Here is a 23,344-nt window from a genome sequence, read left to right on the forward strand (position 1 = left end):
CGTCCCCCTTCCATTTAGGCACCCAGTGCCTTATTGTTGCGATCTGCGTCACAAATGTCGAGCCCCACCGAACAGAAAGGCAGTGCCATGGAGCCGAGTCAGCACACTGAGAACGACGAGCTCGTGACCGAGAGTCTGGTCGAAGAGGTGTCCATCGACGGGATGTGCGGGGTCTACTGATCATGACCGCGCCGACCTTCGATCCGGACCAGCGCTGGCGGCTGCATCCGCAGGTGGCCGTCCGGCCCGAGCCGTTCGGCGCGCTGCTCTACCACTTCGGGACCCGCAAGCTGTCGTTCCTGAAGAACCGGACGATCGTCGAGGTGATCAACTCGCTGTCTGATCACCCCGACGTTCGATCCGCTTGTCGCGCAGCAGGACTCGAAGACGACCAACTGACGCCGTACCTACACGCGATGGGCGTGCTGGTCTCGTCGAACATGCTCATCACAGGAGAGGACCGATGACCGTCACCGCCCCCGTGCCCCGGCTCGTCGACCAGTTCGAACGCGGCCTCGACGCCCCGATCTGCCTGACGTGGGAACTCACCTACGCGTGCAACCTGTCCTGCGTGCACTGCCTGTCCTCGTCCGGCAAGCGCGATCCGCGCGAGCTGACGACCCAGCAGTGCAAGGACATCATCGACGAGCTCGAGCGCATGCAGGTCTTCTACGTCAACATCGGCGGCGGCGAGCCGACGGTGCGATCGGACTTCTGGGAGCTCGTCGACTACGCGACCGCTCACCACGTCGGGGTCAAGTTCTCCACCAACGGCGTGCGCATCACCGAGGAGGTCGCCGCCAAGCTCGCGGCCAGCGACTACGTCGACGTGCAGATCTCCCTCGACGGCGCCACCGCCGAGGTCAACGACGCGGTCCGCGGCCCGGGCAGCTTCGCGATGGCCACGCGCGCGCTGGAGAACCTGCGCGCCGCCGGCTTCTCCGATGCCAAGATCTCCGTCGTCGTCACCCGCCACAATGTCGACCAGCTCGACGAATTCAAGGCCCTCGCCGACAGCTACGGTGCCACCCTGCGCATCACCCGGCTGCGCCCCTCGGGCCGCGGCGCCGATGTCTGGGACGAACTGCACCCCACCGCCGCGCAGCAGGTCCAGCTCTACGACTGGCTCGTCGCCCGCGGCGAGCGCGTGCTCACCGGCGATTCGTTCTTCCACCTGTCAGGTCTCGGCGAGCCCGGCGCGCTGGCGGGGCTGAATCTGTGCGGCGCGGGGCGGGTGGTCTGCCTGATCGACCCGGTCGGTGACGTCTACGCCTGCCCGTTTGCGATCCACGACACCTTTCTGGCCGGAAACATCCTGACCGACAACGGTTTCCAGAGCGTGTGGCAGAACTCCGAACTGTTCCGTGAGCTTCGGGAGCCGCAGTCGGCCGGTGCGTGCGGCAGCTGCGGACACTACGACGCCTGCCGCGGTGGCTGCATGGCGGCGAAGTTCTTCACCGGCCTTCCGCTCGACGGTCCCGATCCCGAATGCGTGCAGGGTTTCGGCGAACCCGCCTTGGCCGCCGACCGGAACAAGCCCAAGCCCAGCGTCGACCACTCGCGCAGCGGCGGCCGCACCCCCAAGGGTCCGATTCCGCTGACCCTGCTCAGCGCCCCTCCGAAGAAGTTCTGCAACGAAAGTCCTGTGTAGTCCCATGGCCCGTGACACCTGGTTCGAAACCGTCGCCATCGCCCAACAGCGCGCCAAGAAGCGCCTGCCGAAATCGGCGTACTCGTCGCTGATCTCCGCCAGCGAGAAGGGGGTGACGGTCGGCGACAACGTCGAGTCGTTCTCCGAACTCGGCTTCGCGCCGCACGTCATCGGCGCCACCGAGAAGCGCGACATGGCGACAACGGTGATGGGCCAGGATGTTTCGCTGCCCGTCATCATCTCCCCGACGGGTGTGCAGGCAATCGATCCCGACGGTGAGGTGGCCGTGGCGCGTGCCGCCGCCGCCCGGGGCACCGCGATGGGCCTGTCGTCGTTCGCGAGCAAGCCCATGGAAGAGGTCACCGCGGTCAACGACAAGATCTTCTTCCAGATCTACTGGCTCGGCAGCCGCGACGAGATCCTCGCCCGCATGGAGCGGGCCCGCGCCGCCGGGGCCAAGGGCCTGATCTTGACCACCGATTGGAGTTTCGCGCACGGCCGCGACTGGGGCAGCCCGAAGATCCCGGAACGGATGGATCTGAAGACGATGATCCGGATGTCCCCGGAGGTCGTCACCAAGCCCCGCTGGTTCTACAGCTTCGCCAAACAGCTGCGCCCACCTGACCTGCGTGTTCCCAACCAGGGCCGGCCCGGCGAGCTCGGTCCGACGTTCTTCGAGGCCTACGGGCAGTGGATGGGCACCCCGCCCCCCACCTGGGAGGATGTGGCCTGGCTGCGCGAACAGTGGGGCGGCCCGTTCCTGCTCAAGGGCACCGTGCGCGTGGACGACGCCAAACGTGCTGTGGATGCTGGTGTTTCGGCGATCACGGTGTCCAATCACGGCGGCAACAACCTCGACGGCACCCCCGCGGCGATCCGCTGCCTCCCCGCGATCGCCGACGCCGTCGGCGACCAGGTCGAGGTTTTGCTGGACGGCGGTATCCGCCGGGGAAGCGACGTCGTCAAGGCGGTTGCTCTGGGCGCCCGTGCCGTCATGATCGGGCGCGCGTACCTGTGGGGCCTGGCGGCCAACGGGCAGGCCGGCGTGGAGAACGTCCTCGACATCATGCGCGGCGGTATCGACTCCGCCCTGATGGGCCTGGGGAAGTCGTCGATCCACGATCTGACCCGCGAGGACGTCCTGATTCCCGACGGCTTCACCCGCACGCTCGGGGTGTGACGGACGGGGCGCGAGGTGATGCCCTGACCACGTGGGGAAATCTCTTGCGACGCATGCGCCAACAACTGGCGCACGACAGGTGAATTCGGCCTACCATGCTCGCGTGGCTTCACCCCACGAGCTCGGGAACTCGACGTCGAGACAGCTGCAGAATGGCGCGTCCGCACTCATCGTTCCCGTCGGATCCACCGAGCAGCACGGTCCCCATCTGCCGCTGGACACCGATACTCGGATCGCCACCGCTGTGGCTGAGGCTCTCGTCAACCGGCTGATGGGGCAGTGGCTGGTTGCTCCCGCGATCGCCTACGGCGCCAGCGGTGAGCACGAGGGATTCGCCGGAACCATTTCCATTGGCACACCGGCAGTGACACAACTTCTGGTCGAATTCGCCCGTTCGGCGTGTCGTTGGGCCTCGCGGATCGTGTTCGTCAACGGCCACGGCGGCAATGTCGGCGCGCTGCGCGACGCGGTGTCGCTGCTGCGTTACGAGGGCCGCGACGTCGCCTGGTGTTCCTGCGTGGCTCCCGGCGGCGACGCACACGCCGGGCACACCGAAACGTCTGTATTGCTACATATTTCGCCCGGTGTGGTCCGAGAGGATCTGAGAGTTCCGGGTAATCAGGGGTCGCTGGCGGAGTTGATGCCGCAGATGCGCCGAGGGGGAGTGGCCGCCGTCAGTTCGCTGGGTATCCTCGGAGATCCGACGACGGCGACGGCGGCAGAAGGGGGCAGGATCTTTGCTGGGATGGTCGACACCGGGGTTGACCGGATCACTCGCTGGGCGCCTGACGGCCAGGGGATGTTGAGGTGACGGGACAGCGACTGCCCGATGGTTTCGCCGTTCAAGTCGACAGACGTGTGCGCGTCCTCGGGGAGGGGGCGGCGCTGCTCGGCGGCTCGCCGACGCGTCTGCTGCGGCTGGCGCCCGCCGCCCAGACGATGCTCAACGGCGGCCGGCTCGAGGTCCACGACGCGGTCAGTGCGCAGCTGGCCCGCACGCTGCTCGACGCGACCGTCGCTCACCCGCGGCCGCTGAGCGGACCGTCGCACCGCGACGTCACCGTGGTGATCCCCGTGCGGGACAATCCGTCCGGACTCGTCCGTCTCCTCGGCGCCGTACGTGGGCTAAAGGTGGTGGTCGTCGACGACGGCTCCACGATTCCGCTGCGCGAAAACGATTTTCGTGACGTCCACGGCGACGTCCGCCTGCTCCGGTTGGAGCGCAACCGCGGTCCCGCTGCGGCGCGTAACGCAGGACTCAAGGCGTGCGACACCGACTTCGTCGCGTTCCTGGACTCCGATGTCGTCCCGCGGCGGGGCTGGCTGGAGGCGTTGCTCGGGCATTTCTGCGATCCCGCGGTCGCTCTCGCCGCGCCGCGCATCGTCGCGCTGCAGCCCTCCGACAGCGTGGTCGCGCGCTACGAGGCGGTCCGGTCGTCGCTGGATCTCGGGCTGCGGGAGGCTCCGGTCGTACCGTTCGGCACCGTGTCCTACGTGCCCAGCGCCGCGATCATCTGCCGGCGCAGCGCACTGCTCGAGCTGGGTGGCTTCGACGAGACGTTGACCTCCGGCGAGGACGTCGATCTGTGCTGGCGGCTCAATGAAGCCGGTGCCCGGCTGCGCTACGAACCGATCGCGATGGTGGCCCACGACCACCGGGTCGAACTGCGAAAGTGGTTCGCACGCAAGTCTTTCTACGGTGGTTCAGCTGCGCCGCTGTCCATCCGTCACCCGGGCAAGACGGCACCGCTGGTGATCTCGGGTTGGACGCTGGTGGTCTGGCTGCTGGTCGCCCTGGGATCGCGGCTCGGTTATCTGGGTTCGGTGGCGGTGGCGGTGTTCACGGGCCGCCGGCTCGCCAGGTCGCTGGCGAGTGTGCGCACCGAACCGATGGAGGTCGCCGTCGTCGCCGCCCACGGGCTGTGGTCGGCTGCGCTGCAGTTGGCCTCGGCGATCTGTCGGCACTACTGGCCGGTGGCGCTGGTGGCCGCGGTGTGCTCGCGACGGTGCCGGCAGGTGGTCCTGGTGGCCGCCGTCCTCGACGGCGTGTTCGACTGGGCCACCCGCGGCCACAGCGGCGTCGACGACGACACCAAGCGCGTCGGCATCATCACCTTCCTGCTGCTGAAACGCCTCGACGACATCGCCTACGGCCTCGGCCTGTGGACCGGAGTGATCCGCGAACGCCACGCCGGGGCTCTCAAGCCGCAGATCAGAACCTGACGCCGCGTTGGCCGCCGCCGTGGATGATGTGCTGATCATCGGGGCCGGCAGCGCCGGTTCCGTTCTGGCGGAGCGACTCTCCGCCGACGAGCGCTGCACGGTCACCGTCGTCGAAGCCGGTCCGTCGCCGAGCGATCCGCGGGTACAGGAGCAGATCAGCGACGGTCTCCGCCTGCCCATCGGGGTGGCGAGTTCGGTGGTGCGGCGCTACACGGCTCGGTTGACCGAACACCCTCTTCGGCACGCAGAGATCATCCGCGGCGCCGTAGTCGGCGGCTCGGGCGCGGTCAACGGCGGATACTTCTGTCGTGCGCTGCCCTCCGACATCGACGGATGGGATGCGCCCGGCTGGGGCTGGGACGACGTCCTGCCCCATTTTCGTGCCATCGAGAACGACCTCGACTTCACCGGTCCGCTGCACGGCTCCAGCGGACCCATCAAGGTCCGGCGGATCGCCGAATTCGACGGCTGCACATCAGCGTTCGTGGCTGCGGCGCGGGACGCGGGGTTCTGCTGGATCGACGACCTCAACGGCTCGGCGCCGGGTCGGGCGATGACGGCTGGTGTCGGGGCCGTCCCGCTCAACATCGACGGCGGCACCCGGGTGGGACCGGGCGGCGCCTTCCTGGCGCCCGCTGCGGCCAGGCCCAACGTGACGGTGCTGACCGATACGCTGGCCAGGCGGATCCGCTGTGCCGATGGGCGTGCCGTGCACGTCGAGTGCGCAGGTCCCCACGGTCCCGTGACGCTGACCGCGGACCGGATCGTGCTCTGTGCCGGTGCGATCGCCACGGCACACCTGCTGCTGTTGTCCGGAATCGGTCCCGAGTCGCTGCTGACCGACGTCGGCGTGCCGATCGTGGCGAACCTGCCGGTGGGGGTGGACACCGTCGACCATCCCGAATGGGTCCTGCCGGTCACCTGGTCACCGACGCATGGTGTGCCGCCGCTCGAGGCGGTGCTCACCACCGATGACGGAGTCGAGATCCGGCCTTACACAGCAGGATTCGGCGCGATGACGACCGGACGCCGCGACGATCCCACGGACCGTCCGCACCTCGGTGTGACACTGATGTGCCCCCGCTCACGGGGGCGGCTCACGCTGGCCTCGGCCGACCCTGACGTCGACCCGGTGATCGAGCATCGGTACGACACCGCGCAGTCCGATGTCGACGTATTGCGTGAGGCCACCCGGCTGGCGCGCGAGATCGTCGGTGACACCGCGCATTCGGAGGCCTTCTGGTCGACGTCGCAACACCTGTGCGGCACTGCGAAGATCGGGGAGGTCGTCGATGCGCGGTGCCGGGTGTTGGGATTCGAGAATCTGTGGGTCGTCGACGGTTCGATACTTCCCCAGATTCCCAGCCGCGGACCGCACGCGACGATCGTGATGGTCGGCCACCGGGCCGCCGAGTTCGTCAGCTGAGCCGCACCAGCTCGTCGTCATCGTTTTCGATGGCGGCCTCCGGCCGCGCCACCGACGACGCTGTCGCCGCGGCGCAGGAATGCCCACTGCTGGCCGTCGCGACCCGGCGCCCAGAGCGCCATGAGGACCGCCCCGCCCACAACGGTGGCCGCCAGCACCGTCATGGCCAGCCCGCTCGCGTCGACGAACGCGCTCCGCGCCATGCGGGTGAGCGGCTCGCCGGCGGGTCCCATCTGCTGCGCGGCCGCCAGCGCTGCAGCCAGGGAGTCCGTGGCAGCGTCGCGGACCGGCGCCGGCAATGCGGCGACCGAGGGAGCGAGTGCGTTGCTGTACGCAGCGGCCAGCACGGAGCCCGCGGCAGCGATACCCACGGCGGCGCCGATCTCGCGGGTCGCGTCGTTGACCGCGGACGCCACGCCCTGTTTCTCGTCCGGGACGGCCTCCATGATCGCCGCCGTCGCCGGAGTCGCGACGAACCCCAGGCCGATAGAGCTCACGAGCATCGGACCGATCAGATCGACGTACACCGCGTCGGCCGACAGCGTGGCCATCCACAGCAGACCGGCGGACAGGAGAAGCAGACCGAAAGTCATCGAGACTCGCAGTCCGATCTTCGGCAGGAACAGGTGAATGGTGGTGCTGACGATCAACATGGGCACCGCGAGCGGCGCCAGCGCGAACGCGGTCTGGAGCGCCGAGTAGCCCATGACCAGCTGGATGAACTGCATGACGACGAAGAAGAACCCGAACATCGCGAAGAACAGCAGGGTGATGGCGGCCGCCCCGGCGCCGAAATCCGCCGCGGCGAACAACCGCACGTCGAGCAGGGGGTGGCTGGCGCGCAGCTGGGTCCAGGCGAACATGCCCGCCAGGCCGAGTCCGGCTGCGAGACAGACGAGTACGACGACATCGGTCCATCCCCGCGCCGGCGCCTCGACGATACCGAGGACGAACACCGCGATGGCCATGCCGCTGAGCAATGCCCCGATCCAGTCGATCGGGGTGGCGTGCTCGTCGCGGGAGGAGCTGACGGTGACCGTCGCCGCGATCATGATCACGCCGGCGCCGGCGAAGCCGTAGAAGATGGCGCCCCACGAGAAGAAGTGCAGCATCGTGCCCGCGCCGAGAAACCCGAAGATGGCAGACGATCCGACCGCACCGGCCCAGATGCCGACGGCCTTGCTGCGTTCGCCACGGGGAAAGGCCGACGTGAGCAACGACAGCGTCGCAGGCATGACCAGCGCGGCGCCGACGCCGGCCACGGCCCGCGCGACGATGAGCTGTCCCGGGTCGCTCCAGAGGATGGGCGCGGCGGAGGCCAGGGTGAAGATGACCAGGCCGACCAGCAGGGCGCCGCGCCGGCCGTAGCGATCGCCGAGCGCGCCCGCCGGTAGCAGCAGACAGGCCAGTGCCAGGGTGTAGCTGTCGACGATCCACGTCAGTTGCGTCTGGCTGGCCGAGGTTTCCACCGCGATGTCGGGCAGCGCCGCGTTGAGTGCGACCATCGACGCGACGACGAGCAGCACGTCGAGACTGGCGACGGTCAGCAGCCATCGGCGCCGCCACGGCGACAGTGTCGGGGGCCTTTCGAGAGTCGGGGTCGCGGTCACGCGTCGACCGTCTCGCGTGTCGACGTCCGCCCTCGCAATCGGCGCAGAACGGCCCACTGCCGGCCGTCGCGCCCGGGGGACCAGATCGCGATGAACGCCGCTCCGACCAGGAGCACCGCACCGAGTGCAACCAGCGCATCGTGTGAGGCCTCCATGAAGGCGGTCCGCGCGGCGTCGGTCAGCCCGGTGGCCGCCGGCCCGGTTCGCTCGGCGACGGCCATCGCGTTCGCCAGTGATTCGTTGGCGGCGTCACGGATTCGAGCGGGAAAGGCGTCCAGCGCGGGCGCCAGTGACGCGCGATAGGCCGCGGCGAGAATCGAGCCTGCCACGGCGATGCCGACAGCGGCGCCGATTTCACGGGTGGCGTCGTTGACCGCGGAGCCGACGCCCTGTTTCTCCGGGGGAGCGGCATTCATGATGGCCGAGGTCGTTGGCGCGGTGCACAGTCCGATGCCCGACGCCATCAGCATCAGCGGTCCGACCATCGACATGTACGTGGAGTCCACGTGCAATCGACTCATCCACAGCATGCCCGCCGCCATCAGCATCAAGCCGCCGCTGACGGCGACGCGCAGGCCGACCCTCGGCAGGAACAGGTGCACGCTCGCGCTGAGGAGGAGCACGGGCACGGCGAGCGGCGACAGCGCGAATGCGGTCTGAATGGGTGTCATGCCCATCACGAGCTGCATGAACTGCATCTCGATGAAGAAAAATCCGAAATTGGCCAGGAACAGGAAGGTGATTCCGAGGGCACCGGTGGCGAAGTCGGGCCGGCCGAAGAGACGGACGTCGAGCAACGGGTGCTGCCGACGCAGCTGGGTGACGACGAACAGTGCGGCGATGCCGACGCCGAGCGCAAGACAGGCGATCACCAGCGTGTCGGTCCAGCCCCGCACCGGCGCCTCGACGACGCCGAGGACGAACACCGCGATCGCGGATCCGACGAGGCCGGCGCCGAGCCAGTCGATCGGTGTCGCCGTCTCGTCGCGCGACGATCCGATGGTGCACGTGCACACGAACATCAGGAGGGCCCAGCCCGCGAACGCGTAGAAGATCGACTGCCAGGAGTAGTGCTCGAGAAGCAGGCCGGTCCCGAGGAAACCGAAGATTGCGCTGGACCCGGCCACCCCCGCCCAGATGCCGATTGCCTTGTTACGACCCTCCGGAGGGAACGCCGAGGTCAGCAGAGACAGCGTTGCGGGCATGATGAGGGCGGCACCGACGCCGGCGACGGCGCGCGCGGAAATCAACGCGGTCGGGCTGCTCCACACGATGGGTGCGAGCGAGGCGAGTCCGAAGACGGCCAGGCCCACCAGCAGGGCACGTCGCCTGCCGTACCGGTCGCCGAGCGCTCCGGCCGGCAACAACAGGCAGGCAAGCGCGAGTGTGTAGCCGTCCACTATCCAGGTCAGCTGGCTCTGCGTCGCTGCCGTCTCGACGGCGATGTCGGGCAGCGCCGCATTGAGCGAGATCATGGCGCTGACGACGAGAAGGACGTCGATGCTGGCCACCGTCAGCAACCACCGCCGCCGCCGCTCGGATGTGTCGTGAGCCATGCGGTCCCTCCCGAGGGGTACGTTCGGTGCGAATGCCGTAGGGTCTTCGAGACCAACAGTATCGGAACGAGACCGACGGTCTTGTTCCCTTTCGCGAGGTGGTGGAAACCATGACGGCCGGCGGTGGCGATCCGAGACCGGCTCGCTCGCGCGCACGACTGCTGGAGGCCGCGACAACGCTTCTCCGCGCAGGCGGCCCGAGCGCGGTCACGATCGACGCCGTGACCCGGCACGCGAATGTCGCGCGCGCGACTCTCTACCGGCACTTCCCGAGCTCGAATGATCTTGTCGCAGCGGCATTCATGAGCCTGATCCCGCCGCCGCCGATGCCGCCGACGGACGGCACGCTGCGGGAGCGCCTGATCGCCGTCGTGGGGGAGTGGGCCGACGCCATCGCCGACGCCCCGACCCTGTTGACGGCCATGGCGTGGCTTTCGCTGGGGCCCGACATCGCCGAAGTGCCGACTGCCGGGGGCGTGGTGGGCACGCTGCGGGAGCGGATCGCCGAGCAGTACTCGGCGCCGTTCGACGCGATCTTCGAGGGCACCGACGCCGTGGAGCTTCTCGGACGCGTCGACAGGACGACCACGTTCGCGCTGCTGATCGGCCCGCTGGTGTTCGGACGGATCAGCACGTTGACCGAATTCGATTACCGCGCAACAGCTGTCGCGGCGGTGGACGGATTCCTCGCGGTCAGCGCACGGAGTACCGGATCGGCAGGTGCTTGAGTCCGCCGACGAACGTCGTCGCGGCCAGTTCGGGCTCGCCGGCCAGCTCGATCGACTCCAGTCGGGGCACCAGCTCGGTGAACAGGCTGTTCATCTCCATGCGGGCCAGCGCGGCGCCGAGGCAGAAGTGCACGCCGTAGCCGAAGGACACGTGCTTGTTGGGGTCGCGGGAGATGTCGAAGCGGAACGGTTCGTCGAACACCTCTTCGTCCCGGTTGCCCGACACATAGGCCAGGTACACCGATTCGCCCTTGGCGATCGGCACGCCACGCACCGTGGTGTCCTCCGCGGCGGTCCGCATGAACTCCTTGACCGGAGTGGTCCAGCGGATCATCTCCTCGATCGCGGTCGGCATCAGATCCATGTTGTCGCGCAGTCGGGCCAGTTCGCCGGGGTTCTCGATCAGCGCGAGCAGCCCGCCCGAGATGGCGTCCTTGGTGGTGTCGTGGCCCGCGCTGGCCACGATCACGTAGTACGACGCGGTGTCGATGTCCGAGAGGGGCTCGCCGTCGATGCGGCCGTTGGCGATCGCCGACGCCAGGTCGTCGGTCGGGGTCTCCCGGCGTGACGCGGTCAGCGCGGAGAAGTAGGTGAAGAAGTCGAGCAGCACGGCCATCTGCTCCTCGGGGCTCACGCCGCGCTTGTACTCGTCGTCGTCGCCGCCGAACATCTCCTGGGTCAGCGCATGCATGCGGCCGTAGTCCTCCTCGGGCAACCCGAGCAGCGACATGATCACGTACAGCGGGAACTGCACCGCGATGTCGGTGACGAAGTCGCACTCACCGCCGTTGTCACGCATCCGGTCGACGTACCGCTTGGCCAGCTCGTCGACCCTCACCTTGAGGTCCCGCATCGCCTTGGGTCGGAACCAGTCAGCGCCGATGGAGCGCACCTTGCGGTGGTGCGGATCGTCCATGTGGATCAGCGTGCGAAGCCCGACACCGGCTTCCATCTGCTGGGCCATGTAGTCGTCGGCGGCCGCCGTGGCCAGCAGGGGACGCGGCTCGGAGAGCCACAGATCGTTGGCGCGCTCGATCGCCATGATGTCGGCGTGCTTGGTGATCGCCCAGAACGGCCGGTACGGAGCGTTGTCGACCCACGCCACCGGCTCGTTGGCGCGCAGATGTTCCAGTGCCTCGTGCAACCGGGCGTCGTCGGCGTACGCGGACGGGTCGGCCAGGACTTTCGCGGCATCGTCCATCGTGCGTGGGTGGCTCATTCGCATCTCCTCGAGGGGCTACTTGACGCATGTCAACTTACCCATTCTATGTGACGGGCGCCACCCTCGACTCTGCCAGAGCGCCGAGGAGTTGGTTGAACGCCTCGGTCATCGACGGATGCGTGTAGATCTCGTCCCGCAACTGCGTTGCGGTGATGCGGTGGCGGATGGCCAGCGCGACGGTGTTGATGACCTCGTGCGAGTCATGACTGAGCAGTGCCACGCCCAGGATCTCGTCGGTGTCGGCGTCGACGACGGCTTTCATCATCCCTTCGGGCTGTCCGACGATCCGCGCACGCGGCACGGTGGCCATCGACGCCACCGGCAGTGCGGCGACTTTCACGCGGCGCCCGTCGGCGCGGGCGGCACGTTCGGTCAGGCCCACCCGCGCCAGCGGAGGCGTCATGAACAGCACGTAGGGGACCGCCACCCGATCGGCGGTGCTGCGACGGCCCGTCCCGGTGAGTTGGTCGAGCACCACGCGATAGTCGTCGAGGGAGACGTAGGTGAACTGGGGCCCGCCGTTGACGTCGCCGACGGCGAAGACGTGGGGCTGGTTCGTGCGCAGGTGCTCGTCGACGACGACCGATCCGTCGCTGCGGGTGTCGACCCCGGCCCTGTCCAACCGCAAGTCCGCGGTGACGGGCCTGCGGCCCAGCGCGACGAGGATGCGCTCACCCTGGGCCGTCGCCGATGTCCCGTCGACGTCGTAGCGCACGGTTGCGCCGTCGACGGCCGTGACGGTGGCCGACGTGACGATCCGGACGCCCGCGGCGGCCAGCAGCGTGGCGGCCATCGTCGCGACGTCGTCGTCCTCCTGGCCGAGGATGGACGAATGTCGTTCCAGGACAGTCACTTCCGCGCCGTACCGGGCGTACATCGCGGCGAACTCCAGGCCCACGTAACCGCCGCCGAGGACCACGAGCTGCCGCGGAAGCTCCTCGGTCGTGAGCAGGTCGGTGCTCGTGACCACGCGATCGTTGCCGTGTAGCCCGGGGATGTCCGGCAGTACCGGTTCTGATCCGGTGCCGATGACGATGTTCTCACCGGTCACCGTGACCTCTCCGTCCGCGGTCTGCACCGAGACGGTGTGGGCGTCGGTGAAGGAGGCGAATCCGGTGAGCACGTCGACGGTCGGCAGACTGTCGAGCATCGCGAAGTTCTTGGCGCGCAGATCGGCCGTCAGGTCGGTCGTCGCGCGCACCGCATGGGTGTAGATCCCGGGATCGGGCGGATCGCCCACCTCCGTCTGCTGAGCGTGCTCTGCTTGGTACACCAGCGATTTGGTGGGCACGCAGCCGATGTTGATGCACGTACCCCCGTACATCTTGTCCGACTGCTCGATCATGACGACGCGTCGACCGTGCGCGCCGAGCGCGGCCGCCAGGGTCTTGGCCGCCTTGCCGAAGCCGATGGTGACCAGGTCTGCCTGCAGGTGTCGTGCGGTCATGCGGTGATCCTCTCGTCGAGTTGTCGACCATCTTCACCATCTAGGCTCGCGGATGTGCGATGGACGCGGCTGCCGGCCTGCCTGACAGCCTTTCTGACGGCCGTGGTTCTGCTGGCCGGCTGCGTCCGCAGCGACGGACAGCCTGCCGCGGCACCGCAACCCACCGATCCCGCCGTCGTGCAGACCGCATCCGGCACCCTGCGCGGCGTCGTCGCGCCGGATCACCGCCTGTTCGCCGACGTGCCCTACGCCGCCCCACCCGTTGGGCCGTTGCGCTTCGCGGATCCGCAGCCGCCGGTTCCGTGGCAGGGGGTTCGCGACGCCACGGCCTTCGGTCCTCGGTGCATGCAGAGCCTCGACGGCGACATCGAGCTGGGCCGCCAGACCGCCGAGGACTGTCTGAGCCTCAACGTCTGGACCCCCGCGCAGCAGACGACGCAGCCGCGTGCGGTGATGGTGTGGATTCACGGAGGCGCGTTCGTCAACGGCAGTGGACGCATCTACGACGCACGCCGGCTCGCGGCACGTGGCGACATCGTCGTCGTCACGATCAACTACCGGCTCGGCGCTCTCGGCTTCCTGGCCCACCCCGCACTAGGCCCGCCCGGGCAGGTCGGCAACTACGGGCTGGCCGATCAGCAGGCAGCGCTGCGGTGGGTCCGCGACAACATCTCCGCCTTCGGCGGTGACCCCGACCGCGTGACCGTCGCGGGGGAGTCCGCCGGCGGAATGTCGGTGTGCGATCACCTCGTCGCGCCCGGCTCGCGGGGCCTGTTCTCCGCCGCCATCATCCAGAGCGGGCCGTGCCAGGCGCAGGCGACTCTTCCCGCCGGCCAGGACCGCTCGCTCGCCTACGCCGTCGAACGTGGCTGCGCCGATCCGGCCGCGGCCGCCCAGTGTCTGAGGTCGCTGCCCGCCGACAGGCTGCGGGAGCCGGTGTGGCTCTACGGCATCGGCGATGACCAGCTCAGCGGGCCGGTCACCGGCTCTGCGACGCTCCCCGTGGACCCCGCGCGGGCGATCGGCGGCACCGACGCGCAGCGGGTTCCGGTGCTGATCGGCACCACCCGCGACGAGTTCACCCTGTTCGTCGGCATGCAGTACCTCCGCGACGGGGTGCGCTACGGCCCGCAGGACTATCCGCGGCTGCTGGCCAGCGCGTTCGGACGAAACGCTCGCGCCGTCGAGGAGCGCTACCCGCTCTCGGCCTACCCGGACGTTCCGCTCGCCTATTCCGCAGCCGTCACCGACGGCGTCTTCTCCTGCCTCGGGGACCGGCTGGCTCGCGCGATCCGCGACGAGCCCGTCTACTTCTACGAGTTCAACGACCGGGCCGCCCCGGCGCCGGAACCACTGAAGACCCTGCCGTTCCCCGTCGGCGCGAGCCACTCCCTGGAACTGCGGTACCTGTTCGACGTGGGGTCTGCGCTGCCGCTCGATCCCGCACAGCAGAAGTTGGCCGACCAGATGATCGACTACTGGGCGTCCTTCGTGAAGACCCAGACGCCGGACACCGGCGGCCAGCCGCAGTGGGACGACTTCGGTGACGGCAACCGGGTGATGTCGCTGCAGCCCGACGGCAGCCGCATGACCGGCGACTTCCGCGCGGTCCATCAGTGCGACTTCTGGGACGGCATCTCCTAGCTCAGGCGGGCGTCACCCAGCAGGTGATGTCGGCGTGGACGACCTCGGTGCCGTTGTCGTCGACGACGCTCACCGGGATCACGAGCTCCGCCCCCTCGGTGATCTGGCTGAAGTCCGGCGGATCCAGTCGCGCCGTCGCGCGCAGTGACGTCGTGGCCTTGTGCAGGTAGGCGACGGTCATCGACTTCGGAATCCAGCGGTGCGTCGTCGGCACCGTCGCCTCCATCACCATCCCCATCGCGGCCTCCGCTGCGTTGCACGACGCGATCGCGTGCACCGTGCCGAGGTGGTTGTAGAGGAAGAACCACTTGGGGACCGACACCTCGGCCACGCCGGGCTCCATGCGCCGGACATGGGGGAGGATCGACGCGAAGTACGGCACTCTGGCCATCGCGGCCAGAGAAAAGACCCTCGATCCGCCGGGCACACGATCGAGCCGCTGCCATGCGCGATACGTCGGAGAACTCGTCATCACCGGAACCTTACTCGCCGGTAAGTTCGGTCTGACCAGGGATTTGGAGCACGCGCCGATCTGAGGCATACTGTTCGGGTTGCCTTGAGCCGGGTTCGCCTGGCCTCGGCATGCGACTGGCGCCCCTTGCGGGGCGCCTCCGGTCCCACCCGGTTCTACGGGCGACACACCCGACCGCGGGGACCGGTGAACCACAGACAGGTAAACAGCGGCGGCACAGCCAGGCCCTTTCGAGGGCCCGTTAGTAGTGAGGTAGGAGAAGCGTGGCGGGACAAAAGATCCGCATCAGGCTCAAGGCCTACGACCATGAGGCCATCGATGCCTCGGCGCGCAAGATCGTCGAGACGGTCACCCGGACGGGCGCAAGCGTGGTCGGCCCGGTGCCGCTGCCGACCGAGAAGAACGTGTATTGCGTCATTCGGTCCCCGCACAAGTACAAGGACTCGCGGGAGCACTTCGAGATGCGCACCCACAAGCGGTTGATCGACATCCTCGACCCCACGCCGAAGACGGTCGACGCGCTGATGCGTATCGACCTGCCGGCCAGCGTCGACGTCAACATCCAGTAAAGGAATTCCAGAGCAATGGCTAGAAAAGGCATTCTGGGCACCAAGCTGGGCATGACGCAGGTGTTCGACGAGAACAACAAGGTCGTGCCGGTGACGGTCGTCAAGGCCGGGCCCAACGTCGTGACGCGCATCCGTACCCCGGAGCGCGACGGCTACAGCGCCGTGCAGCTCGCCTACGGCGAGATCAGCCCCCGCAAGGTCACCAAGCCGGTGACCGGTCAGTTCGCTGCTGCGGGCGTCAACCCGCGCCGGCACCTCGCCGAGCTGCGGCTCGAGGACGAGGCAGCGGCCGCCGAGTACGAGGTGGGCCAGGAACTGACCGCCGAGATCTTCGTCGACGGCGCGTTCGTCGACGTGACCGGCACCAGCAAGGGCAAGGGCTTCGCGGGCACCATGAAGCGCCACGGCTTCAAGGGCCAGGGCGCCAGCCACGGCGCGCAGGCCGTGCACCGTCGGCCCGGCTCGATCGGTGGCTGCGCCACCCCGGGCCGTGTGTTCAAGGGCACGCGCATGTCGGGCCGCATGGGTAGCGACCGCGTGACCACGCAGAACCTGAAGGTGCACAAGGTGGACGCCGAGAACGGCGTGCTGCTGATCAAAGGTGCCGTCCCCGGGCGTAACGGTGGACTGGTCGTTGTCCGCAGCGCAATCAAGCGAGGCGAGAAGGCATGACACTCAAAATTGATGTTCAGACTCCGGCCGGCAAGAAGGACGGCTCGATCGAGCTGCCCGCAGAGCTGTTCGATGTCGAGCCCAACATCGCGCTGATGCACCAGGTGGTGACGGCGCAGCTCGCCGCCAAGCGCCAGGGCACCCACGCGACCAAGACGCGCGGACAGGTTTCCGGCGGCGGCAAGAAGCCGTACCGCCAGAAGGGCACCGGTCGCGCCCGCCAGGGTTCGACGCGCGCTCCGCAGTTCACCGGTGGCGGTGTCGTGCACGGTCCGCAGCCGCGCGACTACAGCCAGCGCACCCCGAAGAAGATGATCGCGGCTGCCCTGCGTAGCGCGCTCTCGGACCGGGCGCGCAACGACCGGATCCACGCGATCACCGAGATCGTCGAGGGCCAGGCGCCGTCGACCAAGAGCGCGAAGTCGTTCCTGGCGACGCTGACGGATCGCAAGCAGGTGCTCGTGGTCATCGGCCGCACCGACGAGACCAGTGCGCTGAGCGTGCGCAATCTGCCTGGCGTGCACGTGATCTCGCCGGATCAGCTGAACACCTATGACGTGCTCAAGGCCGACGACGTGGTCTTCAGCGTCGAGGCGCTCAACGCCTACATCGCAGGCGCGACGAAGAAGACTGAGGAGGTGTCGGCCTGATGGCTACCGTGACCGATCCCCGCGACATCATCCTGTCCCCGGTGATCTCGGAGAAGTCCTACGGGCTCATCGAGGACAACGTGTACACGTTCGTCGTGCACCCGGACTCGAACAAGACGCAGATCAAGATCGCCATCGAGAAGATCTTCAACGTCAAGGTCGCCTCGGTGAACACCGCCAACCGGCAGGGCAAGCGCAAGCGCACCCGCACCGGCTTCGGTAAGCGCAAGGACACCAAGCGCGCGATCGTGACGCTCGCCGCGGGCAGCAAGCCCATCGACCTGTTCGGAGCGCCGGCCTAGCCGGCAGGGAGAACTAGAGAATCATGGCAATTCGCAAGTACAAGCCGACGACCCCCGGTCGCCGCGGTTCGAGCGTCTCCGATTTCGCCGAGATCACGCGTGACCATCCGGAGAAGTCGCTGGTTCGTCCGCTGCACGGCAAGGGCGGTCGCAACGCACACGGCCGTATCACCACCCGCCACAAGGGCGGTGGCCACAAGCGTGCCTACCGCGTCATCGACTTCCGTCGCCACGACAAGGACGGCGTCAACGCCAAGGTCGCGCACATCGAGTACGACCCGAACCGCACCGCGAACATCGCGCTGCTGCACTACCTGGACGGCGAGAAGCGCTACATCATCGCGCCGCAGGGTCTGAAGCAGGGTGCGGTCATCGAGTCGGGCGCCAACGCCGACATCAAGCCCGGCAACAACCTGCCGCTGCGCAACATCCCCGCCGGCACCGTGATCCACGCTGTGGAGCTGCGGCCCGGCGGCGGCGCGAAGCTCGCCCGCTCAGCCGGTGTCAGCATCCAGCTGCTCGGCAAGGAGGGCACCTACGCCTCGCTGCGTATGCCCAGCGGTGAGATCCGCCGCGTCGACGTGCGCTGCCGCGCCACCGTCGGTGAGGTCGGCAATGCCGAGCAAGCCAACATCAACTGGGGCAAGGCCGGCCGTATGCGCTGGAAGGGCAAGCGCCCCACAGTCCGTGGTGTCGTGATGAACCCGGTCGACCACCCGCATGGCGGTGGCGAGGGCAAGACCTCCGGCGGCCGCCACCCGGTCAGCCCGTGGGGCAAGCCCGAGGGCCGCACCCGCAAGCCGAACAAGGCGAGCGACAAGCTCATCGTCCGTCGCCGGCGCACCGGCAAGAATAAGCGCTAGGGAGTAAAGCGATGCCACGCAGCCTCAAAAAGGGCCCGTTCGTCGACGACCATCTGCTCAAGAAGGTCGACGTGCAGAACGAGAAGAACACCAAGCAGGTCATCAAGACCTGGTCGCGCCGGTCCACCATCATCCCGGATTTCATCGGCCACACCTTCGCCGTCCACGACGGTCGCAAGCACGTGCCGGTGTTCGTCACCGAGTCGATGGTCGGGCACAAGCTGGGCGAATTCGCCCCCACCCGCACCTTCAAGGGTCACATCAAGGATGACCGGAAGGCCAAGAGGCGCTAATCATGACTACAGCCATCGAATATCCGTCCGCGTCGGCGAAGGCGCGCTTCGTGCGCGTCTCGGCCACCAAGGCCCGCCGCGTCATCGACCTGGTCCGCGGGAAGAGCGTCGAGGAAGCCCTCGACATCCTCCGCTGGGCGCCGCAGGCCGCCAGCGAGCCGGTCGCCAAGGTGATCGCGAGCGCTGCTGCCAACGCGCAGAACAACGACGGGCTGGACCCGACCACGCTGGTGGTCGCGACCATCATGGCCGACGAGGGGCCGACGGCCAAGCGCATCCGGCCGCGCGCGCAGGGTCGTGCGTACCGGATTCGTAAGCGCACCAGCCACATCACCGTGATCGTGGAGAGCCGACCGGCCAAGAACGCAGGCAGGCAGGGTGCGTCTGCGTCCGCAGCACGCGCTCGCCGCGCGCAGGCCAGCAAGGCCGCCAGCAACAAGGGAGGCTCGGAGTAGTGGGTCAGAAGATCAATCCGCACGGTTTCCGTCTCGGCATCACGACCGAGTGGAAGTCGCGGTGGTTCGCCGACAAGCAGTACGCGGACTACATCAAGGAAGATGTGGCGATCCGCAAGCTGCTGGCCACGGGCCTGGAGCGCGCCGGCATCGCCGACGTCGAGATCGAGCGCACGCGTGACCGCGTACGGGTGGACATCCACACCGCGCGCCCCGGCATCGTGATCGGTCGCCGCGGCACCGAGGCCGACCGCATCCGCGCCGACCTGGAGAAGCTCACCGGTAAGCAGGTCCAGCTGAACATCCTCGAGGTCAAGAACCCCGAGTCGGTGGCGCAGCTGGTGGCCCAGGGTGTTGCCGAACAGCTGAGCAACCGCGTGGCGTTCCGCCGTGCGATGCGCAAGGCGATCCAGTCGGCGATGCGTCAGCCCAACGTCAAGGGCATCCGGGTGCAGTGCTCGGGTCGCCTGGGTGGCGCCGAGATGAGCCGCTCGGAGTTCTACCGCGAAGGTCGAGTGCCGCTGCACACGCTGCGCGCCGACATCGACTACGGCCTCTACGAGGCCAAGACCACCTTCGGCCGGATCGGCGTGAAGGTGTGGATCTACAAGGGCGACATCGTCGGAGGCAAGCGCGAGCTGTCCGCCGCCGCACCCGCTGCGGACCGCCCGCGTCGCGAGCGTCCGTCGGGCACCCGGCCGCGCCGCAGCGGCGCATCGGGCACCACGGCGACGAGCACCGACGCCGGTCGGGCCGCCACCGAGAGCCCGGCAGAAGCACCCGCTGAGGTCACCGCTGCTGCGGGTGCATCCGCCCCGGAAAACACGGAGAGCTAGTCATGCTGATTCCCCGCAAGGTCAAGCACCGCAAGCAGCATCACCCGCGGCAGCGCGGCGTCGCCAGCGGCGGCACGACGGTCAGCTTCGGTGACTACGGCATCCAGGCACTGGAGCACGCCTACATCACCAACCGGCAGATCGAGTCCGCTCGTATCGCCATCAACCGGCACATCAAGCGTGGCGGCAAGGTGTGGATCAACATCTTCCCCGACCGCCCGCTGACCAAGAAGCCCGCCGAGACCCGCATGGGTTCCGGTAAGGGTTCGCCGGAGTGGTGGGTGGCCAACGTCAAGCCGGGCCGCGTGCTGTTCGAGCTGAGCTACCCCGACGAGGCGACCGCACGGGCCGCCCTGACCCGTGCCATCCACAAGCTGCCGATCAAGGCTCGCATCGTCACCAGAGAGGAGACCTTCTGATGGCAGTAGGAGTTTCGACGGGAGAGCTCCGTGAGCTCACCGACGACGAATTGACCGACAAGCTGCGCGAGTCGAAGGAAGAGCTGTTCAACCTGCGCTTCCAGATGGCGACCGGCCAGCTTGCCAACAACCGCCGGCTGCGTGTCGTCCGGCAGGAGATCGCACGGGTGTACACCGTGCTGCGCGAACGTGAGTTGGGTCTGGCCGCCGGACCCGGAGGTGAGGATTCCTAATGGCAGAAACGCAGCCAGACACCGTGAAGGGTGAGAAGAACACCCCTCGGACCGAGCAGCCGCGCGGCCGTCGCAAGACCGCCATCGGTTACGTCGTGTCGGACAAGATGCAGAAGACGATTGTCGTCGAGCTCGAGTCCCGCAAGTCGCATCCGTTGTACGGCAAGATCATTCGGACCACGACCAAGGTCAAGGCGCACGACGAGAACGGCGATGCCGGTGTCGGCGACCGCGTCTCGCTGATGGAGACCCGGCCGACGTCGGCGACGAAGCGCTGGCGCCTCGTCGAGGTCCTCGAAAAGGCCAAGTAACGCAAAGCGGCACAGCCTGTCAAAACCCCCGTACGCCACCAGGCGGCGGGGGTTTTGCCTGCTGGTGACCTTCGCTGGGTGTACTGTCCGGCGCTATGGCCTCGGAATTCAACGGCAAGATCGAACTCGACATCCGGGATTCCGAACCCGACTGGGCCCCGTACGCGGCCCCTGTCGCTCAGCCCGAGGCGCCCAACGTCCTCTACCTCGTCTGGGACGACACCGGCATAGCCACGTGGGACTGCTTCGGCGGGCTGGTCAACATGCCCGCGATGAGCCGCATCGCCGAACGGGGAGTGCGCCTGTCCCAATTTCACACCACCGCGCTGTGCAGCCCGACGCGCGCCTCGCTGCTGACCGGTCGCAACGCCACGACGGTGGGGATGGCCACCATCGAGGAGTTCACTGACGGCTTCCCCAACTGCAACGGCCGAATTCCGTTCGACACCGCGCTGCTTCCTGAGGTGCTCGCCGAGAACGGCTACAACACCTACTGCGTCGGCAAGTGGCACCTCACCCCGCTCGAGGAGTCCAATCTCGCCTCGACCAAACGTCATTGGCCGTTGGGCCGTGGGTTCGAACGGTTCTACGGGTTCATGGGCGGGGAGACCGACCAGTGGTATCCGGAGCTGGTCTACGACAACCATCCGGTCCCGCCGCCGGCGACGCCCGAAGAGGGCTACCACCTGTCGAAAGACCTGGCCGACAAAACGATCGAGTTCGTCAGGGACGCCAAGGTGATCGCCCCGGACAAGCCGTGGTTCACCTACCTCTGCCCGGGTGCCGGACATGCGCCGCACCACGTGTTCGCCGAGTGGGCCGACCGGTACGCCGGCGCGTTCGACATGGGCTACGAGCGTTACCGCGAGGTCGTGCTGGAGAACCAGAAGAGACTCGGAATCGTGCCGCCCGACACCGAACTCTCTCCGATGAACCCGTATTCGGATGTCACCGGCCCGGACGGCCAGGCGTGGCCCGCCCAGGACACCGTGCGGCCGTGGGATGACCTCACCGATGACGAGAAGCGGTTGTTCAGCCGGATGGCGGAGGTGTTCGCCGGGTTCCTGTCCTACACCGACGACCAGATCGGCCGCGTCCTCGACTATCTCGAGGAATCAGGCCAGCTCGACAACACGATCATCGTCGTGATCTCCGACAACGGCGCGAGCGGCGAAGGCGGACCCAACGGATCGGTCAACGAGGTCAAGTTCTTCAACGGCTACATCGACTCAGTCGAGGAGAGCCTCAAACACTTCGACGATCTGGGCGGCCCGCAGACCTACAACCATTACCCGATCGGCTGGGCGATGGCGTTCAACACCCCCTACAAGCTCTACAAGCGCTACGCCTCCCATGAGGGCGGGATCGCCGACACCGCGATTGTGTCCTGGCCCAAGGGAATTGCCGCGCACGGCGAGGTGAGGGACAACTACGTCAACGTCTCCGACGTCACGCCCACGATCTACGACCTGCTCGACATCACCCCGCCCGCGATCGTGCGCGGGGTGCCACAGAAGCCGCTCGATGGCGTGAGTTTCAAAGTGGCTCTGGAAAATCCGCATGCCCCGACGGGCAAGGAGACACAGTTCTACACGATGCTCGGCACGCGTGGCGTCTGGCACAAGGGCTGGTTCGCCAACACGGTGCACGCCGCATCGCCTGCGGGCTGGTCGCACTTCGACGACGACCGCTGGGAGCTGTTCCACATCGAGGCCGACCGCAGCCAGTGTCACGATCTGGCCGCCGAACATCCCGAGAAGCTCTCGGAGATGGTCGATCTGTGGTTCGCCGAGGCGGCGAAATACAACGGGCTCCCGCTGTCCGATCTGAACATCCTCGAGACGATGTCGCGGTGGCGGCCCTACATCGCCGGTGAGCGCCAGTCCTACACCTACTATCCCGGGACCGCGGACGTCGGCATCGGCGCGGTGGTGGAACTGCGGGGACGGTCGTTCGCCGTGCTCGCGGAGGTCAGCGTCGACTCAGGCGGTGCCGACGGTGTGATCGTCAAACACGGCGGCGCACATGGTGGTTACGTGATGTACGTGCAGGACGACCGACTGCACTTCTGCTACAACTTCCTCGGCGAGCAGGAACAGACCCTGTCGTCGACGGAGCCGCTGACGCCCGGACAGCACACCTTCGGTGTCGCGTTCACGCTGACGGGAACGGCGCAAGGCTCCCACACTCCGATCGGCGACGCAGCGCTCTACATCGGTGATGCGCAGGTGGCCGAGTACCGCGAGATGCGCGTACACCCGGGCACGTTCGGTCTGGCCAGTGCCAGCCTGAGCGTCGGTGCGAACAGCGGTTCGCCCGTGTCGCGTGCGTTCGCCGCGCCGTTCCCGTTCACCGGCGGCGCCATCGCGCAGGTGAGAATCGACGTGTCCGGTGCGCCGTACACCGACCTCGAACGCGACTTCGCCCGAGCTTTCAACAAGGACTGATCGCCCCGGCTGACCAGCGATTTGGTGCATTCGCCGAGCGCACCTAGTATGTAGGGGTTGCCTAGGGCAGACCTCGGTTATCTCGCGTGCGGGAAAACCCTGCGTGCTCTTTAGGTGACACAGACCGCGCACGTC

Annotated in this window: 26 protein-coding genes; 21 read left to right on the forward strand and 5 right to left on the reverse strand. The window is 67.7% G+C overall.

Going from position 1 to position 23,344, the window contains the following annotated elements; all coding sequences use genetic code 11:
* Positions 1-87: 87 nt before the first annotated feature.
* From mftA to mftG, 7 genes are all read left to right on the forward strand, one after another.
* The gene (mftA, locus tag ACZYYX_RS09480) at positions 88-180 is read left to right on the forward strand and encodes a mycofactocin precursor MftA (RefSeq protein ID WP_073682527.1); all 93 of its coding nucleotides are present in this window, start codon (positions 88-90) and stop codon (positions 178-180) included.
* Between the two features lie 2 nt (positions 181-182).
* Entirely contained in the window at positions 183-467 is a 285-nt protein-coding gene (mftB, locus tag ACZYYX_RS09485) for a mycofactocin biosynthesis chaperone MftB (protein ID WP_463814152.1), read from the forward strand.
* Positions 464-1,651, forward strand: coding sequence for a mycofactocin radical SAM maturase (gene mftC, locus ACZYYX_RS09490; protein ID WP_463814153.1), 1,188 nt, complete (start codon positions 464-466; stop codon positions 1,649-1,651). The genes mftB and mftC overlap by 4 nt, the downstream gene beginning before the upstream one ends.
* Positions 1,652-1,655: 4 nt before the next feature.
* A complete protein-coding gene (mftD, locus tag ACZYYX_RS09495) occupies positions 1,656-2,831 on the forward strand; it encodes a pre-mycofactocin synthase MftD (protein ID WP_463814154.1) in 1,176 nt (391 codons plus the stop codon).
* Between the two features lie 79 nt (positions 2,832-2,910).
* The gene (gene mftE, locus ACZYYX_RS09500; RefSeq protein WP_463814155.1) at positions 2,911-3,642 is read left to right on the forward strand and encodes a mycofactocin biosynthesis peptidyl-dipeptidase MftE; all 732 of its coding nucleotides are present in this window, start codon (positions 2,911-2,913) and stop codon (positions 3,640-3,642) included.
* Positions 3,639-5,054, forward strand: a complete 1,416-nt coding sequence (gene mftF / locus ACZYYX_RS09505) for a mycofactocin biosynthesis glycosyltransferase MftF (RefSeq protein WP_463814156.1) — start codon at positions 3,639-3,641, stop codon at positions 5,052-5,054. The genes mftE and mftF overlap by 4 nt, the downstream gene beginning before the upstream one ends.
* 19 nt (positions 5,055-5,073) lie before the next feature.
* Complete coding sequence (gene mftG / locus ACZYYX_RS09510) at positions 5,074-6,480, forward strand: mycofactocin dehydrogenase MftG (protein WP_463814157.1); 1,407 nt, start codon at positions 5,074-5,076, stop codon at positions 6,478-6,480.
* A gap of 17 nt (positions 6,481-6,497) precedes the next feature.
* On the opposite strand, the gene ACZYYX_RS09515 is transcribed toward mftG, so the two are convergent.
* The gene (locus tag ACZYYX_RS09515) at positions 6,498-8,090 is read right to left on the reverse strand and encodes an MFS transporter (protein ID WP_463814158.1); all 1,593 of its coding nucleotides are present in this window, start codon (positions 8,088-8,090) and stop codon (positions 6,498-6,500) included.
* Positions 8,087-9,646 (reverse strand): MFS transporter, encoded by a 1,560-nt coding sequence (locus ACZYYX_RS09520; protein WP_463814159.1) that lies wholly within the window; start codon positions 9,644-9,646, stop codon positions 8,087-8,089. Before ACZYYX_RS09520 ends, ACZYYX_RS09515 begins: the two co-directional genes overlap by 4 nt.
* Before the next feature lie 110 nt (positions 9,647-9,756).
* On the opposite strand from ACZYYX_RS09520, the gene ACZYYX_RS09525 reads away from it, so the two are divergent.
* A complete protein-coding gene (locus ACZYYX_RS09525) occupies positions 9,757-10,374 on the forward strand; it encodes a TetR/AcrR family transcriptional regulator (RefSeq protein WP_463814160.1) in 618 nt (205 codons plus the stop codon).
* Here ACZYYX_RS09525 and ACZYYX_RS09530 read toward each other — a convergent pair.
* Together ACZYYX_RS09530 and ACZYYX_RS09535 are read right to left on the reverse strand one after the other, a co-directional pair.
* Positions 10,340-11,593 (reverse strand): cytochrome P450, encoded by a 1,254-nt coding sequence (locus ACZYYX_RS09530; RefSeq protein ID WP_463814161.1) that lies wholly within the window; start codon positions 11,591-11,593, stop codon positions 10,340-10,342. The two genes, ACZYYX_RS09525 and ACZYYX_RS09530, sit on opposite strands and share 35 nt — an antisense overlap.
* Positions 11,594-11,639: 46 nt before the next feature.
* Positions 11,640-13,043 (reverse strand): FAD-dependent oxidoreductase, encoded by a 1,404-nt coding sequence (locus ACZYYX_RS09535; protein ID WP_463814162.1) that lies wholly within the window; start codon positions 13,041-13,043, stop codon positions 11,640-11,642.
* Positions 13,044-13,097: 54 nt separating this feature from the next.
* Here ACZYYX_RS09535 and ACZYYX_RS09540 point away from each other — a divergent pair, with 54 nt between their 5' ends.
* Positions 13,098-14,687: a carboxylesterase/lipase family protein gene (locus ACZYYX_RS09540; protein ID WP_463814163.1), complete on the forward strand. Its 1,590-nt coding sequence runs from the start codon at positions 13,098-13,100 to the stop codon at positions 14,685-14,687.
* 1 nt (position 14,688) lies between these two features.
* Here the strand turns inward: ACZYYX_RS09540 and ACZYYX_RS09545 are convergent, their stop codons facing one another.
* Positions 14,689-15,159: a hotdog fold domain-containing protein gene (locus tag ACZYYX_RS09545; protein WP_463814164.1), complete on the reverse strand. Its 471-nt coding sequence runs from the start codon at positions 15,157-15,159 to the stop codon at positions 14,689-14,691.
* A gap of 263 nt (positions 15,160-15,422) precedes the next feature.
* Between ACZYYX_RS09545 and rpsJ the strand changes: the two genes are divergently transcribed.
* From rpsJ to ACZYYX_RS09605, 12 genes are all read left to right on the forward strand, one after another.
* On the forward strand, positions 15,423-15,728 hold the full coding sequence (rpsJ, locus tag ACZYYX_RS09550; RefSeq protein WP_003883485.1) for a 30S ribosomal protein S10: 306 nt from the start codon (positions 15,423-15,425) through the stop codon (positions 15,726-15,728).
* A 15-nt stretch (positions 15,729-15,743) separates the two neighbouring features.
* Positions 15,744-16,400 (forward strand): 50S ribosomal protein L3, encoded by a 657-nt coding sequence (rplC, locus tag ACZYYX_RS09555; RefSeq protein ID WP_463814165.1) that lies wholly within the window; start codon positions 15,744-15,746, stop codon positions 16,398-16,400.
* Positions 16,397-17,050 carry a 50S ribosomal protein L4 gene (gene rplD / locus ACZYYX_RS09560; RefSeq protein WP_335332016.1) on the forward strand — a complete coding sequence of 218 codons (654 nt, stop codon included), beginning with the start codon at positions 16,397-16,399 and terminating at the stop codon, positions 17,048-17,050. The genes rplC and rplD overlap by 4 nt, the downstream gene beginning before the upstream one ends.
* Positions 17,050-17,352 carry a 50S ribosomal protein L23 gene (gene rplW / locus ACZYYX_RS09565; RefSeq protein ID WP_143818599.1) on the forward strand — a complete coding sequence of 101 codons (303 nt, stop codon included), beginning with the start codon at positions 17,050-17,052 and terminating at the stop codon, positions 17,350-17,352. Before rplD ends, rplW begins: the two co-directional genes overlap by 1 nt.
* 23 nt (positions 17,353-17,375) lie before the next feature.
* Complete coding sequence (gene rplB, locus ACZYYX_RS09570; RefSeq protein ID WP_335332018.1) at positions 17,376-18,215, forward strand: 50S ribosomal protein L2; 840 nt, start codon at positions 17,376-17,378, stop codon at positions 18,213-18,215.
* A gap of 11 nt (positions 18,216-18,226) precedes the next feature.
* Positions 18,227-18,508, forward strand: a complete 282-nt coding sequence (gene rpsS / locus ACZYYX_RS09575) for a 30S ribosomal protein S19 (protein ID WP_006245110.1) — start codon at positions 18,227-18,229, stop codon at positions 18,506-18,508.
* A gap of 2 nt (positions 18,509-18,510) precedes the next feature.
* A complete protein-coding gene (rplV, locus tag ACZYYX_RS09580) occupies positions 18,511-18,963 on the forward strand; it encodes a 50S ribosomal protein L22 (RefSeq protein WP_463814166.1) in 453 nt (150 codons plus the stop codon).
* Positions 18,963-19,799 (forward strand): 30S ribosomal protein S3, encoded by an 837-nt coding sequence (gene rpsC / locus ACZYYX_RS09585; RefSeq protein ID WP_463814167.1) that lies wholly within the window; start codon positions 18,963-18,965, stop codon positions 19,797-19,799. Before rplV ends, rpsC begins: the two co-directional genes overlap by 1 nt.
* Positions 19,800-19,801: 2 nt before the next feature.
* Positions 19,802-20,218, forward strand: coding sequence for a 50S ribosomal protein L16 (gene rplP, locus ACZYYX_RS09590; protein ID WP_221358061.1), 417 nt, complete (start codon positions 19,802-19,804; stop codon positions 20,216-20,218).
* Complete coding sequence (rpmC, locus tag ACZYYX_RS09595) at positions 20,218-20,451, forward strand: 50S ribosomal protein L29 (RefSeq protein WP_046362683.1); 234 nt, start codon at positions 20,218-20,220, stop codon at positions 20,449-20,451. Before rplP ends, rpmC begins: the two co-directional genes overlap by 1 nt.
* Positions 20,451-20,762 (forward strand): 30S ribosomal protein S17, encoded by a 312-nt coding sequence (gene rpsQ, locus ACZYYX_RS09600; RefSeq protein WP_463814168.1) that lies wholly within the window; start codon positions 20,451-20,453, stop codon positions 20,760-20,762. The genes rpmC and rpsQ overlap by 1 nt, the downstream gene beginning before the upstream one ends.
* 95 nt (positions 20,763-20,857) lie before the next feature.
* Positions 20,858-23,209 (forward strand): arylsulfatase, encoded by a 2,352-nt coding sequence (locus ACZYYX_RS09605; protein WP_463814169.1) that lies wholly within the window; start codon positions 20,858-20,860, stop codon positions 23,207-23,209.
* The last annotated feature ends 135 nt before the right edge of the window (positions 23,210-23,344 follow it).

Source organism: Mycobacterium sp. IDUB_1 (assembly GCF_055419625.1).

Coding starts and splice junctions, on each gene's coding strand:
- rpsS (WP_006245110.1), top strand. CDS start 18,227: ATGCCACGCAGCCTCAAAAAGGGCCCGTTCGTCGACGACCATCTGCTC.
- mftC (WP_463814153.1), top strand. CDS start 464: ATGACCGTCACCGCCCCCGTGCCCCGGCTCGTCGACCAGTTCGAACGC.
- mftD (WP_463814154.1), top strand. CDS start 1,656: ATGGCCCGTGACACCTGGTTCGAAACCGTCGCCATCGCCCAACAGCGC.
- ACZYYX_RS09605 (WP_463814169.1), top strand. CDS start 20,858: ATGGCCTCGGAATTCAACGGCAAGATCGAACTCGACATCCGGGATTCC.
- ACZYYX_RS09520 (WP_463814159.1), bottom strand. CDS start 9,646: ATGGCTCACGACACATCCGAGCGGCGGCGGCGGTGGTTGCTGACGGTG.
- mftB (WP_463814152.1), top strand. CDS start 183: ATGACCGCGCCGACCTTCGATCCGGACCAGCGCTGGCGGCTGCATCCG.
- ACZYYX_RS09525 (WP_463814160.1), top strand. CDS start 9,757: ATGACGGCCGGCGGTGGCGATCCGAGACCGGCTCGCTCGCGCGCACGA.
- rplD (WP_335332016.1), top strand. CDS start 16,397: ATGACACTCAAAATTGATGTTCAGACTCCGGCCGGCAAGAAGGACGGC.
- ACZYYX_RS09535 (WP_463814162.1), bottom strand. CDS start 13,043: ATGACCGCACGACACCTGCAGGCAGACCTGGTCACCATCGGCTTCGGC.
- rplB (WP_335332018.1), top strand. CDS start 17,376: ATGGCAATTCGCAAGTACAAGCCGACGACCCCCGGTCGCCGCGGTTCG.
- rplW (WP_143818599.1), top strand. CDS start 17,050: ATGGCTACCGTGACCGATCCCCGCGACATCATCCTGTCCCCGGTGATC.
- rplP (WP_221358061.1), top strand. CDS start 19,802: ATGCTGATTCCCCGCAAGGTCAAGCACCGCAAGCAGCATCACCCGCGG.
- ACZYYX_RS09545 (WP_463814164.1), bottom strand. CDS start 15,159: ATGACGAGTTCTCCGACGTATCGCGCATGGCAGCGGCTCGATCGTGTG.
- rpmC (WP_046362683.1), top strand. CDS start 20,218: ATGGCAGTAGGAGTTTCGACGGGAGAGCTCCGTGAGCTCACCGACGAC.
- rplV (WP_463814166.1), top strand. CDS start 18,511: ATGACTACAGCCATCGAATATCCGTCCGCGTCGGCGAAGGCGCGCTTC.
- mftA (WP_073682527.1), top strand. CDS start 88: ATGGAGCCGAGTCAGCACACTGAGAACGACGAGCTCGTGACCGAGAGT.
- rpsQ (WP_463814168.1), top strand. CDS start 20,451: ATGGCAGAAACGCAGCCAGACACCGTGAAGGGTGAGAAGAACACCCCT.
- ACZYYX_RS09530 (WP_463814161.1), bottom strand. CDS start 11,593: ATGAGCCACCCACGCACGATGGACGATGCCGCGAAAGTCCTGGCCGAC.
- rplC (WP_463814165.1), top strand. CDS start 15,744: ATGGCTAGAAAAGGCATTCTGGGCACCAAGCTGGGCATGACGCAGGTG.